Consider the following 15,691-nt stretch of genomic DNA (forward strand, 5'->3'; position numbering starts at 1 on the left):
GCTGCCCCGGGGCTGCCCGTGACGGGGCCGGGGCCGGGACCGCCGCGAGCCCGCGCCGGTCCCGGCTCCCCGGCGGCGGCCCCGGACCACCCGCCCCCAGGGCAGCCGTGCCCCGGGCCGGGCGGCCGTACCCCGGGCTGCCGGACTGCTACGGGCTGGCAGAATCGGAGCAGGCCGTTCATACGCGACGGCGCACTGCCCCCGCAGTGCTCCCCGTGCCGCGCTCCGCCCGGCGCACCACCCGAAGGGCCCGCGGTCCCATGCCCCCCACCCTCGCCAATCTGGTCCAGCATTCGGCGCTCAAACTCACCGTGCGGTCCGGCGAGGACGAGCTGGACCGGGAGGTGCGCTGGGCGCACGTCAGCGAGCTGGCCGACCCGGTCCCGTATCTCGAAGGCGGGGAGCTGCTGCTCATCACCGCCATCACCCTCGACGTCCACGACCCCGAGGCCATGCGGCGCTATATCCGCAGGCTGTCGGAGGCCGGGGTCGTCGGGCTCGGGTTCGCCGTCGGCGTCCACCACGACGCCGTACCGGACGCCCTGCTGGAGGCGGCCCGGGAGGCCGGGTTCCCCCTGCTGGAGGTGCCCCGCCGGACGCCGTTCCTCGCCATCGGCAAGGCGGTCTCGGCGGCCATCGCGGCCGACCAGTACCGCGCGGTGACCGCGGGCTTCGCCGCCCAGCGGGAACTGACCCGGGCGGCGCTCTCGGGCGGCCCCGCCGCGGTCCTCACCCGGCTGGCCGGGTACGTCGACGGCTGGGCCGCGCTCTACGACACCTCCGGCGCCGTCGTCGCCGCCGCACCCGACTGGGCGGCCCGCCGGGCGGCCCAGCACTCCGCCGACGCCGGGCAGCTGCGGGAGCGCTCCGCACCCGCGAGCGCCGTCGTCGCCGACCCCGGCACCGGCGACGACCGGATCGAACTCCAGTCACTGGGCACCGGGCGCCGGGTCCGGGGCGTGCTGGCCGTGGGCACCGCCGCACCCCTCGGCACCGCCGGACGGTACGCCGTCCACTCCGCCGTCGCCCTGCTCACCCTCGCGACCGAACGCTCCCGCTCCCTCCGCCGCGCCGAACACCGGATCGGCGCCGCCGTGCTGCGAATGCTGCTGGCGGGGCACCCGGACGACGCCCGTACGGTCGCGGGCGATCTGTACGACACCCTCCTCGACGCGCCGTTCCGGGTGCTGGTCGCCGAACCGGCCGACCCCGCGGCACCGGACGCCGGGGAGACCCTCGGAGCCCTGGCCGAGGCACTGGAGTCCGCGGCCTCCCGGGCCGGCGAGGCCGTCGTCGCCGTGGAGGAGCCGGGACCGCGCCTGGTGGTGCTGGCCGCCGACGGGGGAGCGGTAGCGGAGGCCTGTGCCGAGTACGCGACGGACGGACCGGGGGCCGGGACGGAGCCGCCGCTCCACCTGGGGCTCTCCGCCGCCACCCCGGCCGGTTCGGGCCCCGGCGCGGCCCCGGCCGCCCACCGGGAGGCCGAACAGGCACTGTCCGTTGCCCGGCGCCGGAACCGCGCCCTGGTCGAGCACGGCGAGCTGGTCGCGGGCTCGGTCCTGCCGCTCCTCGCGGACGACGCGGTACGCGCGTTCGCCGACGGGCTGCTGCGGCCGCTGTACGAACACGACGCGACGGGCCGCGGTGATCTCGTGGCGTCCCTGCGGGCCTGGCTCTCCCGGCACGGTCAGTGGGACTCGGCGGCGGCCGACCTGGGAGTCCACCGCCATACGCTCCGCTACCGGATGCGGCGCGTGGAGGAGCTGCTCGGCCGCTCCCTGGACGACCCGGACGCCCGGATGGAGCTGTGGCTCTCCCTGAAGGCGACGGAACCCCCGCCGCGCGCCTGACGCCCGCCCCGGCGCGGCCCCTCCGGGACTGCCCCGCGCCGCCGACCGCCCCCACGGGGCTTCCTCTCCTCCGGTACGCCCGGGCCCGGCCGCTCCCCACGGGAGGCGGCGCCGCGGACGAGCCGCCCCGGTGACGAGCCGCCGCCACCGCCCGGCGGCGTACCCCACGCATCCCCGGGCCGCGCCCGCATGCCCGCGCCCGCCCGTCCCCCGCCCACCTCACCCGCAGCGGAGCCGCTGCCCGTGACGGCCCGGGCCGGACGTCTCCTCCCCTCGCCCGGGTCCGAAAGCCGCTGGTTTCTGCCCGATGGCGGGCAGAAACCTTGGCAGGGAATGGCGTCAGTACCTAAAGTCCTCTTCGTTGCTGACGTTCGGTCTTCCGGGACCGCTCCGCCGCCACCCTTCTCGCCGTATCCCCCCTTACCTCCCCACCAGGACGCCCGGCTCTGCCCGGAACCGTCCGGGCACTCCAGTGAAGGACCTCGATGACCCGACCCGCTCCCGCCGTGAGCGCTTCCGCCGCCGGTGCCGAACCGGCCCTCCCGCCCCCGCCCCCGCCCCCGGGCGCTACGGGGTCCACAGGCTCCGCGCCCCCCGCCGCACGCCGGATCACCGGTGCCGTCTGGGGCGCGCTCGCCATCGTGTACATCGTCTGGGGATCGACCTACCTCGGGATCGCCGTCACCGTCGAGACCATGCCGCCGTTCCTCTCGGCCGGGGTGCGGTTCGCGCTGGCCGGAGTGCTCCTCGGGGCGATCGTCGCCTGGCGGCAGGGGCCCGCCGCGCTCAAGGTCACCAGGGCGCAGCTCGGTTCCGCCGTCTTCGTCGGACTGCTGCTCCTGCTCGGCGGCAACAGCCTGGTCGTGCTCGCCGAGACCGCCATTCCCTCCGGGCTCGCCGCGCTGCTCGTCGCCATCGTGCCCGCCTGGGTGGTGGTGCTGCGCCGGGCCGCCGGTGAGCGGCCGGGCGGCCGGGCGTACGCGGGAGTCGCCATCGGGCTCGGCGGGCTCGCGGTCCTCACCCTGCCCGGGCTCAGCGGCGATGTCCGCCTCTGGGGCGTGCTGATCGTGATTGCGGCCACCGTGAGCTGGTCGGTCGGTTCGTTCTTCTCGTCGCGGATACCGATGCCGGGCAACCCCTTCGCGGCCAGCGCCTACGAGATGGTCGCGGGCGGTATCGGCTGTGCCCTGGTCGGGCTCGGCCGCGGCGAGCACCTCGGCTTCTCGGTGGCCGAGGTCTCCACCCGCTCCTGGCTGGCCCTCGCCTATCTGGTGGTCTTCGGGTCGCTGGTGGCATTCACCGCGTACGCCTGGCTGCTGCACTCCGCGCCGCTGTCGCTGGTCGCCACCTATGCGTACGTCAACCCCGTCGTCGCCGTATTCCTCGGTGCCGTGTTCCTCAGCGAGCCCGTGACCTGGCCCATCCTCCTGGGCGGCGGGATCGTGGTGGCCGCGGTCTGTCTGATCGTCAGCACCGAGCGGCGCGGCTGAACCGCCCTCCGGCCGGTGGGGGCGGCGGCACCGCGGGCCCTCCCGCCGAGAGCTCACGGCCCGGCCCCGCCTCCGCCTTCGTTCCCGTCGCCCGGAAGCCACGGTCCGGAGCCGCCCCCGCCCCGGGGCCGACGGCCTCGGACCGCCCCGCCGGAGGCCGTGCCCCCGGGGGCACGCCGGGGCTCACGCTCCGCTCCCGCCCCCGCCCGGAGGCCACGGTCCGCCCCGTACCCCCTCACCCACCACCCCGACGCGCCAAACCGTCAGGACCCCGGCGTCGACCACTCCACCCCGGACAAACGACCCGGCCCCTTTCCGCGCCTACCGTGGGGGCACCAACCGCATCTCCATCTCCATCTCCTACCTCGGAAGGGCCGGGACATGACCTCCACCCACGCCTTCTGGCTCGCCGGCCGCCAGGCCACCGGTGAGACCTCGTTCGACGTCACCAACTCGTGGGACGGGCGGCTCGTCGGCACGGTCTCCGTACCGACCGAGGAGCAGGTCGAGGAGGCCGTCGCCGCCGCGTACGCGGTGCGCGACGAGTTCGCCGCCACCCCCGCCCATGTCCGGGCCGCGGCCCTCGACCATGTCTCGCGCCGTCTCGCCGAGCGCACCGAGGAGATCGCGCAGCTCATCTCCGCGGAGAACGGCAAGCCCATCAAGTGGGCCCGCGGCGAGGTCGGCCGCGCCGTATCCGTGTTCCGGTTCGCCGCCGAGGAGGCCCGCCGCTTCAACGGCGGCGAGGCGCAGCGGCTGGACACCGACGCCGGCGGCGTCGGCCGGCTCGCGCTCACCCGCCGGGTGCCGCGCGGTGTCGTCCTCGGTATCGCGCCGTTCAACTTCCCGCTGAACCTGAGCGCCCACAAGGTCGCCCCGGCCATCGCGGTCGGCGCGCCGATCATCCTGAAGCCCGCCCCGGCGACCCCGATCTCCTCGCTGATCCTCGGCGAGCTGCTGGCCGAGACGGAGCTGCCGGCCGGTTCCTGGTCGGTGCTGACCGTTCCCAACGAGCGGATGCCCGCCCTGGTCCAGGACGAGCGGCTGCCCGTGATCTCCTTCACCGGCTCCGGCCCGGTCGGCTACGCGATCATGGACTCGGTGCCCCGTAAGCACACCACCCTGGAGCTGGGCGGCAACGGTGCGGCCGTCGTCCTCCCCGACTGGTCCTCCGAGGCCGACCTGGACTGGGCCGCGAGCCGGATCGCGACCTTCTCCAACTACCAGGGCGGCCAGTCCTGCATCTCCGTCCAGCGGGTGATCGCGGACGCCTCCGTCTACGAGCGGCTCGTCCCGAAGATCGTCGCGGCCGTCGAGGCCCAGGTCACCGGTGACCCGTCCGACGCCGCCACCGATGTCGGCCCGCTGGTCAGCGAGGACGCCGCCCGCCGGGTCGAGTCCTGGGTCGACGAGGCCGTCGCCGCGGGCGCCTCCCTGCTGACCGGCGGCAAGCGCGACGGCGCCACCTACGCCCCGACCGTGCTCGCCGATGTCCCGGCCGGGACCACGATCTCCTGCGAGGAGGTCTTCGGACCGGTGCTGACCGTCACCCGGGTGGAGGGCGAGGAGGCCGCCTTCGCGGCCGTCAACGACTCCAAGTACGGTCTTCAGGCGGGTGTCTTCACCCACGACGTGCAGACCGCGTTCCGCGCCCACCGGGCGCTGGAGGTCGGCGGCGTGATCGTCGGGGACGTACCCTCTTACCGTGCGGACCAGATGCCGTACGGCGGCGCCAAGCAGTCCGGCGTCGGCCGTGAGGGCGTCGCGTACGCGATGGACGACTACACCTACGAGCGGGTGCTGGTACTCACCGGCCTGGCCCTCTGAGGCCCGCTCCCTCCAGGCCCGGCGGCCGGAGCCCTGCTGTGCGGGGGCTCCGGCCGCCGTGTTTTCCCCGCCCGCGCCTGCCGCACCCGCCCCGCTCCACCGCGCCCGCCGGTCCCTCCGTCCGCCGCCCACCGCGCGCACCGATCCCACCGCGCATCCCGCCCGCCGCCCACCGATCCCACCGCGCCCGTGTCCCGCTCCCCGGCGGGCCCGACACCACCCGTGGAACAGGGCCCGGGCCGGACCGGCCGGACGTCGCCCGACCGGATCCGGCGGGATGGTGTACCCGCCGGGCATCGGGTAGTACGAAGGTGTACGAGCGAGTACGAGTCAGTAGCACCGGCCGGTAGCGCCGCCCGGGCCCGACGGCCCGGCCGGGCCCGCCCGGCCGCATCCGGCGACGCCCGCACCCCGATACCGCGGCGAGGTGGACCTCATGACCGCACCACTGGAGAAGAACCGGCCCCCCAAGGTCACCGAGCGAGAGGCCCGGCAGGTCGCCGAGGCCGCCCGCGAGCAGGACTGGCGCAAGCCGAGCTTCGCCAAGGAACTGTTCCTCGGACGGTTCCGGCTGGACCTGATCCATCCGCACCCCCTCCCGGCCGGCGAGGACGCCCGGCGCGGCGAGGAGTTCCTCTCCAGGCTGCGCGCCTTCTGCGAGACATCGGTGGACGGCGCGCTGATCGAACGGGAGGACCGGATCCCCGACGAGGTGATCGACGGGCTGCGGCAGCTGGGCGCGCTCGGTATGAAGATCGACCCCAAGTACGGGGGCCTCGGCCTCACCCAGGTCTACTACAACAAGGCGCTCGCCCTCGCCGGCTCCGCCAGCCCCGCGATCGGCGCCCTGCTCTCCGCCCACCAGTCCATCGGCGTACCGCAGCCGCTGAAACTCTTCGGCACCCAGGAGCAGAAGGACGCCTTCCTGCCCCGGCTCGCCCGCCACGACATCTCCGCGTTCCTGCTCACCGAGCCGGACGTGGGCTCCGACCCGGCCCGGCTGGCCACCACGGCCCTGCCCGACGGCGATACGTACGTCCTCGACGGCGTGAAGCTGTGGACGACCAACGGAGTCGTCGCCGACCTCCTGGTGGTGATGGCCCGGGTACCGAAGTCGGAGAACCACCCCGGCGGGATCACCGCCTTCGTCGTCGAGGCGGACAGCGAGGGCATCACGGTCGAGCACCGCAATGCCTTCATGGGGCTGCGCGGGCTGGAGAACGGCGTCACCCGTTTCCACCGGGTCCGGGTTCCCGCGGCGAACCGCATCGGACCCGAGGGCGCCGGTCTGAAGATCGCCCTCACCACCCTCAACACCGGCCGGCTCTCGCTGCCCGCGATGTGCGTCGGCGCGGGCAAATGGTGTCTGAAGATCGCCCGCGAATGGTCCGCCGTCCGCGAGCAGTGGGGCAGGCCGGTCGCCCGCCACGAAGCCGTCGGCGCGAAGATCTCCTTCATCGCGGCCACCACCTTCGCCCTCGAAGCCGTGGTCGACCTCGCCTCCCAGATGGCCGACGAGGACCGCAACGACATCCGGATCGAAGCCGCGCTCGCCAAGCTCTACGGCTCCGAAATGGCCTGTCTGATGGCCGACGAACTGGTCCAGATCCGCGGCGGCCGCGGTTTCGAGACCGCCGGGTCGCTGGCCGCCCGCGGCGAACGCGCGGTCGCCGCGGAGCAGCTCCTGCGCGATCTGCGGATCAACCGGATCTTCGAGGGCTCCACGGAGATCATGCATCTGCTGATTGCCCGCGAGGCCGTCGACGCCCATCTCAAGGTCGCCGGGGAGCTGATCGAACCGGACACCCCGCTGAGTGACAAGGCGAAGGCGGGCGCCCGGGCCGGTGCCTTCTACGCCCGCTGGCTGCCGCAGCTCGTCACCGGGCCCGGCCGGCTCCCGACCTCGTACCAGGAATTCCATCCCGCGGGCCATCCCGACCTCGCCACCCATCTGCGGTACGTGGAACGCACTTCGCGCCGGCTCGCCCGCGCCACCTTCCTCGGGATGGCCCGCTGGCAGGGCCGGATGGAGACCAAACAGGGCTTCCTCGGCCGGATCGTCGACATCGGCGCCGAACTCTTCGCGATGAGTGCCGCCTGCGTCCGCGCGGAGCTGCTGCGCGGCGGGGGAGAGGGCCACGGGCGGGAGGCCTACCAGCTGGCGGACGCGTTCTGCCGGCAGTCCCGGCTGCGGGTGGAGGAGCTGTTCGGACGGCTCTGGAAGAACACCGACGACATCGACCGCAAGGTCGTGGGCAAGGTGCTCGCCGGTGCGTACACCTGGCTGGAGGAGGGTGTCATCGACCCCAGCGGCGACGCCCCGTGGATCGCGGACGCCACCCCCGGCCCCTCCCGCCACGAGAACGTCCACCGCAGGATCCCCTGACCCTGACCCTGACCCTGACCCGGACCCGCCCGCCCGTCCGCCCGGCCCGGCGGCCGTTCTCCCGGGGTGATTCCACCCGGCCGGCCCCCGCCGGAGGCGCCCCGCGGACCCGCGCTGCTCCGGGGCGGCCGCGTTGCCGACACAATGGGGGGATGAGCGACAGCCCATCCCCCCTCGCCGACCCGCACACCGTCTTCGCGCCCGACCCGGGCCCGGGCCCGCGGGACCTCGTGGTCCTCGGCTCGACCGGCTCCATCGGCACCCAGGCCATCGACCTCGTGCTGCGCAACCCCGGCCGGTTCCGGGTGACCGCGCTGTCCGCGGCGGGCGGCCGGGCCGGTCTCCTCGCCGAGCAGGCCAGGAAGCTGCGGGTGGCGGCCGTCGCGGTGGCCCGTGAGGACGCCGTACCGGCTCTGCGCGAGGCGCTGGCCGCCGAGTACGCCGGTGAGCCGCTGCCCGAGATCCTCGCCGGGCCCACCGCCGCCGCCGAGCTGGCCGCCTCCCCGTGCCACACCGTGCTCAACGGCATCACGGGCTCCATCGGCCTGGCGCCGACGCTCGCCGCGCTGAAGGCCGGGCGCACCCTCGCCCTCGCCAACAAGGAATCCCTCATCGTCGGCGGGCCACTGGTCAAGGAGCTGGCCCGGCCCGGTCAGATCATCCCGGTGGACTCCGAGCACGCCGCACTCTTCCAGGCGCTGGCCGCCGGCACCCGGGCCGATGTACGGAAGCTGGTCGTCACCGCGTCCGGCGGGCCCTTCCGGGGCCGTACCCGCGCGGAACTGGCCGGTGTCACCCCCGCCGACGCACTGGCGCACCCCACCTGGGCCATGGGCCCGGTGATCACCATCAACAGCGCCACCCTGGTCAACAAGGGCCTCGAAGTCATCGAGGCGCATCTGCTCTACGACATCCCCTTCGAACGCATCGAGGTCGTCGTCCACCCCCAGTCGTACGTTCACTCCATGGTGGAGTTCACGGACGGCTCCACCCTGGCCCAGGCCACCCCGCCCGATATGCGCGGCCCCATCGCCATCGGGGTCGGCTGGCCCGAACGGATCCCGGACGCGGCCCCCGCCTTCGACTGGACCAAGGCCTCCACCTGGGAGTTCTTCCCGCTGGACACCGAGGCCTTCCCCTCCGTGGGACTCGCCCGGCACGTCGGCGAACTGGGCGGCACCGCCCCCGCCGTCTTCAACGCCGCGAACGAGGAGTGCGTCGACGCGTTCCTCGCCGGGAAGCTGCCGTTCAACGGAATCATGGATACGGTCACGGATGTCGTCACCGAGCACGGGGTGCCCGCGCGGGGAACCCGGCTGACGGTGGAGGACGTCCTGCAGGCGGAGGACTGGGCCCGGGCCCGGGCCCGGGAACTGGCGGCGAAAGCCATGGCGGAGGCGCGCGCATGACGATGTTGTTGACGGTTCTCGGCATCGTGATGTTCGCGGTCGGGCTGCTGTTCTCCATTGCCTGGCACGAACTGGGCCATCTGTCGACGGCCAAGCTCTTCGGCATCCGGGTGCCCCAGTACATGGTCGGCTTCGGTCCGACCATCTGGTCCCGGAAGAAGGGCGAGACGGAGTACGGCATCAAGGCCATCCCCCTCGGTGGCTACATCCGCATGATCGGGATGTTCCCGCCGGGCGCCGACGGCCGGGTCGAGGCCCGCTCCACCTCCCCGTGGCGGGGCATGATCGAAGACGCCAGGACCGCCGCGTACGAGGAACTGGAACCCGGCGACGAGGACCGGCTCTTCTACACGCGCAGGCCCTGGAAGCGTGTGATCGTGATGTTCGCCGGGCCGTTCATGAACCTGGTGCTGGCCGTCGCGATCTTCCTCGGCGTCTCGATGACCTTCGGTTTCTCCACCCAGACCACCGAGGTCGCCGGGGTGCAGCAGTGCGTGATCGCCCAGAGCACCAACCGCGACACCTGTGCGGCCTCCGACCCGGTCTCGCCCGCCAAGGCCGCCGGGCTGCGCACCGGTGACACCATCACCGCCTTCAACGGCGAACCCGTCAAGGACTGGGCCGCCCTCTCGGACCGCATCCGCGACACCATCGGACCGGCCACCATCACCGTCGACCGCGGCGGGCAGGAAATCGTCCTGAACGCGACCCTGCGCAAGAACACGGTGGCCAAGAAGGACGCCGACGGCGAAGTCGTCCCCGGCGAGTACGTACCGGCCGGCTATCTGGGCTTCGCCGCGAAGACCGAGATCCTGCCGCTCTCCTTCGGGGCCTCCGTGGACCGTATGGGCGACATGATGGAGAACGGCGTCGAGTCCATCATCGCGCTCCCCGCCAAGGTCCCCGACCTGTGGAACGCCGCCTTCGCCGACGCCGAACGCAAGGACGACTCCCCGGTCGGGGTGGTCGGCGCGGCCCGGATCAGCGGAGAGGTGATGACCCTCGACGCCCCCGCGCAGAACCTCTTCGCGATGTTCCTGATGCTGCTCGCGGGCTTCAACCTGTCGCTCTTCCTCTTCAACATGCTGCCGCTGCTGCCGCTGGACGGCGGCCATATCGCGGGAGCCCTGTGGGAGTCCCTGCGGCGGAAGGTCGCCCGGCTCTTCCGGCGGCCCGACCCCGGCCCGTTCGACGTGGCCAAGCTGATGCCGGTCGCGTATGTCGTCGCGGGCATCTTCATCTGCTTCACCCTGCTGGTTCTGGTCGCCGATATCGTCAATCCGGTCAAAATCACCTGATCGGCGGTTGACCTCGGAAAACCGGCCACGGCGGCCGAGCGCACAGATGCTCGGCCGCCGTCACCTTCGGGCGGTTCGGGCGCGCGATGTGCCCGCGTCAACCCGGGTGCCGTAACCTCGATGGCCTGAGCCCGCCGTTCTTCGGGGCCACGTCCACACCATGGGGTAGCACTGCTGATGACCGCGATTTCTCTCGGTATGCCTTCCGTTCCGACCAAGCTCGCGGACCGCCGCGTCAGCCGGAAGATCCAGGTCGGATCAGTCGCCGTCGGCGGGGACGCACCCGTCTCGGTCCAGTCCATGACCACCACCCGGACGTCCGACATCGGGGCCACCCTCCAGCAGATCGCCGAGCTGACGGCGTCCGGCTGCCAGATCGTCCGGGTCGCCTGTCCCACCCAGGACGACGCCGACGCCCTGGCCGTGATCGCCCGCAAGTCCCAGATCCCGGTGATCGCCGACATCCACTTCCAGCCGAAGTACGTCTTCGCCGCGATCGACGCCGGCTGCGCGGCCGTCCGGGTCAACCCGGGCAACATCAAGCAGTTCGACGACCAGGTCAAGGAGATCGCCAAGGCCGCGGGCGCGGCGGGCACCCCGATCCGGATCGGCGTCAACGCCGGGTCCCTGGACCGCCGTCTGCTCCAGAAGTACGGGAAGGCCACCCCCGAGGCGCTCGTCGAGTCCGCGCTCTGGGAGGCGTCCCTCTTCGAGGAGCACGGCTTCCGGGACATCAAGATCTCCGTCAAGCACAACGACCCGGTCGTCATGGTCAACGCCTACCGCCAGCTGGCCGCCCAGTGCGACTACCCGCTGCACCTCGGCGTCACCGAGGCCGGCCCGGCGTTCCAGGGCACCATCAAGTCCGCGGTCGCCTTCGGCGCGCTGCTCAGCGAGGGCATCGGCGACACCATCCGGGTCTCCCTCTCCGCCCCGCCCGCGGAGGAGGTCAAGGTCGGCATCCAGATCCTGGAGGCACTCAACCTCCGGCAGCGCCGGCTGGAGATCGTCTCCTGCCCGTCGTGCGGCCGGGCCCAGGTCGACGTCTACAAGCTCGCCGACGAGGTCACCGCCGGTCTGGAGGGCATGGAGGTCCCGCTGCGGGTCGCCGTCATGGGCTGTGTCGTCAACGGCCCCGGCGAGGCACGCGAGGCCGACCTCGGAGTCGCCTCCGGCAACGGCAAGGGACAGATCTTCGTCAAGGGCGAGGTCATCAAGACCGTCCCCGAGTCGAAGATCGTCGAGACCCTGATCGAGGAGGCGATGAAGATCGCCGAGCAGATGGAGAAGGACGGCGTCCCGTCGGGCGAGCCGACGGTAGCCATCGGCGCCTGACCCCTGCGGGAAGCCCGGCGCCCGCGGGGCGGTGACCCGGGCTCACCGGGCGGCCCGGGAGCCCCGGAGAACCCGCTCCGCCCGGAGCGGAGCCCGGCCCGGCGCGAGGACCCGCGGGACCACAGGGTGCCCGTCCCGGCACCGACGAGGGCCGCACCCCTGAACGAGTGGGTGCGGCCCTTGGGCGTACCCCGCCGCCGGCGGGACGGCGGCGCCCCGGGGCGCCGCCGCGGAGCACCTCCCGTACCGCCCCCCGTACCGCCTCCCGTACCGCCTCCGGCAAGGGCACGGCGGCCCCGGCGGCGGCCGCGGCGGCCGTCCGTACGCTCGGCACCCGCGGCACCCGGCGGGTACAGTGCGGAGATCAGCAGACCGTACGGTGAGGCCCCTTCGTGTTGACGCAGACCACCACCCGGGTCCTCGAACCCAGCGACCTCGGCGCCGCGCTCGCCGTGCTGGAGAGCGAGCCCGTGGAGAATGCTTTTGTCACGTCCCGGGTCCAGGTCGCGGGGCTCGACCCCTGGCGGCTCGGCGGCGAGATGTGGGGCTGGTACACCGAAGGACGGCTCCGCTCCCTCTGCTACTCCGGCGCCAACCTCGTCCCCGTCTGCGCCACCCCCGAAGCCGTCCGCGCCTTCGCCGACCGGGCCCGCCGCACCGGCCGCCGCTGCTCCTCCATCGTCGGGCCCGCCGCACCCACCGCCCGCCTGTGGCGGCTCCTCGAACCCCACTGGGGCCCCGCCCGTGACATCCGCGCCCATCAGCCCCTGATGGTCACCGAGGCCCCCGCGCCCGACATCGAGCCCGATCCGTACGTCCGCCGGATCCGCAAGGACGAGATGGAGGTGATCATGCCCGCCTGCGTGGCCATGTTCACCGAGGAGGTCGGCGTCTCCCCGATGGCGGGCGACGGCGGTCTGCTCTACCAGGCCCGGGTCGCCGAGCTGGTCGGCTCCGGCCGCTCCTTCGCCCGGATCGAGGACGGCCGGGTGATCTTCAAGGCCGAGATCGGCGCGGCGACCACCCAGGCCTGCCAGATCCAAGGGGTCTGGGTCGACCCCGAGTACCGGGGCCGCGGTCTCTCCGAGACCGGCATGGCGGCCGTACTGCGCTATGCGCTGGCGGACGTCGCCCCCGTCGTCAGCCTGTACGTCAACGACTACAACACCCCCGCCAGGGCCGCCTACCGGCGCGTCGGCTTCCGCGAGGTCGGCGCCTTCATGAGCGTGCTCTTCTGACCCGGCCGACCGTTCCCACCCCGGCGCCCGCCGGACTCCGCGCTGCCCGGCCCCTCCCCGGCCGCCGCGCGGAAACCGCCGCCCGGCCCGCGCGCCCGGGCCAGTAGGGTGCGCGCATGGCATCAGACCTCGGGGACGTCCCCCACCTCCCCGCCGTCACCGTCGAGCCGGTCGACCTCGCGGCCCGGCTCGACGAGGCCCTGATGGTGCAGGCCCTCGCCTTCGGACTGACGCACGAAGAGGTCGAGGTCCGCCGCCATATCGTCCAGCGGCATCTGCGCCAGCCCGGCGCCCGGGCGCTGGCCGCCCTCACCGACACCGGGCGGCTCGTCGGCTTCGTCTACGGGATGCCCAACGACCGGGCCCACTGGTGGTCCACCGTCGTCGAACCGTATCTGCGGGCCAACGGCAGCCAGGGCTGGCTCGACGACGCGTTCGTCATCACCGAACTGCACGTCCACCCGCGCTTCCAGGGCCGGGGACTGGGCCGCGGACTGATCACCACCATCACCGACGGCGCCGCCGAACCCCGCTCCATCCTCTCCGCCATCGACACCGAATCACCGGCCCGCGGTCTCTACCGCAGCCTCGGCTACCGGGACCTCGCGCGCCGCGTCCACTTCCCCAGCGCACCCCGCCCCTACGCCGTCATGGGCGCCCCGCTGCCCCTCTCCCGCGGCAACTGATTTCCGCCCGCCCCCGCCCCCCGGCTAACCTCCTGTCCCATCACCTTCTTCACGCAGGTCGTTCACGCAGGAGATTCCCATGGCAGCCCAGGTCCAGCGCATGTCCCGTCTGATGGTCAAGACATTGCGCGACGACCCGGCGGACGCGGAGACGCTCAGCCACAAGCTCCTGGTCCGCGCGGGTTACGTCCGCCGCAACGCGGCCGGCATCTGGTCGTGGCTGCCGCTCGGCAAGACCGTCCTCGACAACATCACCCGCGTCGTACGCGAGGAGATGGACGCCGCGGGCGCCCAGGAAGTGTCGCTGCCCGCGCTGCTGCCCAAGGAGCCCTACGAGGCCAGCGGCCGCTGGTCCGAGTACGGCCCGGAACTGTTCCGCCTCAAGGACCGCAAGGGCGCCGACTACCTGCTCGGCCCCACCCACGAGGAGATCTTCACCCTCCTGGTCAAGGACCAGTGCTCGTCCTACAAGGACCTGCCGGTCGTCCTCTACCAGATCCAGACGAAGTACCGCGACGAGGCGCGGCCCCGCTCGGGCATCCTGCGCAGCCGCGAGTTCCTGATGAAGGACTCCTACTCCTTCGACACCACCGACGAGGGCCTGGCGGAGTCCTACGCGCTCCACCGCGAGGCCTACATCAAGATCTTCAACCGGCTGGGCCTCGACCACCGCATCGTCTCCGCCGTCTCCGGCGCGATGGGCGGCTCGGCGTCCGAGGAGTTCCTGGCGCCCGCGGCGGCCGGTGAGGACACCTTCGTCCACTGCACCGCCTGCGACTACGCCGCCAACACCGAGGCCGTCACCTTCACCGTGCCCGCCGCCGAAACGGTGGAGCACCCGGCCGTCGAACTGCTCGACACCCCCGACACCCCGACCATCGAGACCCTTGCCGCGCACCTCGGGGTCCCCGCCTCGGCGACCCTGAAGAACCTGCTGGTCAAGGTCGACGGTGAGATCGTCGCCGTCGGCGTCCCCGGCCACCGCGAGGTCGACCTCGGCAAGCTCTCCGAGCACCTCGCCCCCGCCGAGGTCGAGCTGGTCACCGCCGACGACTTCACCGGCCGCCCCGACCTGGTCCGCGGCTACGTCGGCCCCCAGGGCCTCGAAAAGGTCCGCTACCTCGCCGACCCGCGCGTCGCCGCCGGGACGGCCTGGATCACCGGCGCCAACCGGGAGGGCTTCCACGCCCGCAACGTCGTCGCCGGCCGCGACTTCGAGGTCGACGAGTACGTCGACGTCGTCGTCGTCGAAGAAGGCGACCCCTGCCCCAAGTGCGGCAACGGCCTCAAGCTGGACCGCGCCATCGAGATCGGCCATATTTTCCAGCTGGGCCGCAAGTACGCGGACGCCTTCCAGCTCGACGTCCTCGGCCAGAACGGCAAGCCCGTACGGGTGACGATGGGCTCGTACGGCGTCGGCGTCTCCCGCGCCGTCGCCGCGCTCGCCGAGCAGACCGCCGACGAGCACGGCCTGTGCTGGCCCGCGGAGATCGCCCCGGCGGACGTCCACGTGGTCGCCGCGGGCAAGGCCGCCCAGACCGAGTTCGCCCTCGAAGCCGCGGAGCAGCTGGCCGCGGCGGGCCTCCGGGTGCTGGTCGACGAGCGTGCCGGGGTCTCCCCGGGCGTCAAGTTCACCGACGCGGAGCTGATCGGCGTGCCCAAGATCCTGGTCGCGGGCCGCCGGGTCGCCGAGGGCGTCGTGGAGCTGAAGGACCGGCGCACGGGGGAGCGCGAGGAGCTTCCGCTGGCGGAGGCGATCACCCGCCTGGCCGCCTCCCGCGGGGGCGCCTCCCGCTGAGGTTCCTTGCCCCCGGGGGCCTGTGTTGCCTGCGGGGGCACCTCCCACGGGGGCGCCTCTCGCTGGGGCCTTGCTCCGGGGCCCCGGGGGGTGTGCCTTGCCCGCGGGGTGCGGGTTGCTTCTGCGCCTCAAACGCCGGCGGGGCTGAAAAGCTTTGTGACCGTTGCTTCGTGGGGTCGTGACCGGCCTTGTCTGGGTTCGGGTGGGTCGTGGGCCTCCGGGCTCACCTCCTCGCCGACGGCGATGCACCGCCCCCGGGGGCAGCCTTGCTTGTCGCCATCGGCTGCGGGGGCGACCCTGCACCCCACTCCCACGTGATCCCGACTTGAGCAGCACCGCAAAGCCCCTGATGGTGTCGCCGTCACCGGGGGAGG

General features: G+C 73.1%; 10 protein-coding genes. All 10 read left to right on the forward strand.

Going from position 1 to position 15,691, the window contains the following annotated elements; translation table 11 throughout:
- The first annotated feature begins 260 nt into the window (after positions 1–260).
- The 10 genes from ACWDR0_RS26480 (at position 261) to ACWDR0_RS26525 (ending at position 15,317) form a co-directional block, all read left to right on the forward strand.
- On the forward strand, positions 261–1,850 hold the full coding sequence (locus tag ACWDR0_RS26480; protein WP_456354272.1) for a PucR family transcriptional regulator: 1,590 nt from the start codon (positions 261–263) through the stop codon (positions 1,848–1,850).
- Positions 1,851–2,335: 485 nt separating this feature from the next.
- Positions 2,336–3,340 (forward strand): EamA family transporter, encoded by a 1,005-nt coding sequence (locus ACWDR0_RS26485; protein ID WP_456354273.1) that lies wholly within the window; start codon positions 2,336–2,338, stop codon positions 3,338–3,340.
- Positions 3,341–3,721: 381 nt separating this feature from the next.
- Positions 3,722–5,167 carry an aldehyde dehydrogenase family protein gene (locus ACWDR0_RS26490; protein ID WP_456354274.1) on the forward strand — a complete coding sequence of 482 codons (1,446 nt, stop codon included), beginning with the start codon at positions 3,722–3,724 and terminating at the stop codon, positions 5,165–5,167.
- A gap of 436 nt (positions 5,168–5,603) precedes the next feature.
- Positions 5,604–7,553: an acyl-CoA dehydrogenase family protein gene (locus ACWDR0_RS26495; protein WP_456354275.1), complete on the forward strand. Its 1,950-nt coding sequence runs from the start codon at positions 5,604–5,606 to the stop codon at positions 7,551–7,553.
- A gap of 152 nt (positions 7,554–7,705) precedes the next feature.
- The gene (gene dxr, locus ACWDR0_RS26500; RefSeq protein ID WP_456354276.1) at positions 7,706–8,962 is read left to right on the forward strand and encodes a 1-deoxy-D-xylulose-5-phosphate reductoisomerase; all 1,257 of its coding nucleotides are present in this window, start codon (positions 7,706–7,708) and stop codon (positions 8,960–8,962) included.
- Positions 8,959–10,260: a M50 family metallopeptidase gene (locus ACWDR0_RS26505; protein ID WP_456354277.1), complete on the forward strand. Its 1,302-nt coding sequence runs from the start codon at positions 8,959–8,961 to the stop codon at positions 10,258–10,260. The genes dxr and ACWDR0_RS26505 overlap by 4 nt, the downstream gene beginning before the upstream one ends.
- A 177-nt stretch (positions 10,261–10,437) precedes the next feature.
- Complete coding sequence (gene ispG, locus ACWDR0_RS26510; RefSeq protein WP_456354278.1) at positions 10,438–11,595, forward strand: flavodoxin-dependent (E)-4-hydroxy-3-methylbut-2-enyl-diphosphate synthase; 1,158 nt, start codon at positions 10,438–10,440, stop codon at positions 11,593–11,595.
- A gap of 392 nt (positions 11,596–11,987) precedes the next feature.
- Positions 11,988–12,833 (forward strand): GNAT family N-acetyltransferase, encoded by an 846-nt coding sequence (locus ACWDR0_RS26515; RefSeq protein ID WP_456354279.1) that lies wholly within the window; start codon positions 11,988–11,990, stop codon positions 12,831–12,833.
- Between the two features lie 116 nt (positions 12,834–12,949).
- A complete protein-coding gene (locus tag ACWDR0_RS26520; RefSeq protein WP_456354280.1) occupies positions 12,950–13,519 on the forward strand; it encodes a GNAT family N-acetyltransferase in 570 nt (189 codons plus the stop codon).
- A gap of 79 nt (positions 13,520–13,598) precedes the next feature.
- Positions 13,599–15,317 (forward strand): proline--tRNA ligase, encoded by a 1,719-nt coding sequence (locus tag ACWDR0_RS26525; RefSeq protein WP_456354281.1) that lies wholly within the window; start codon positions 13,599–13,601, stop codon positions 15,315–15,317.
- Positions 15,318–15,691: the final 374 nt, after the last annotated feature.

The sequence above is a fragment of the Streptomyces sp. NPDC003691 genome (assembly GCF_053981115.1).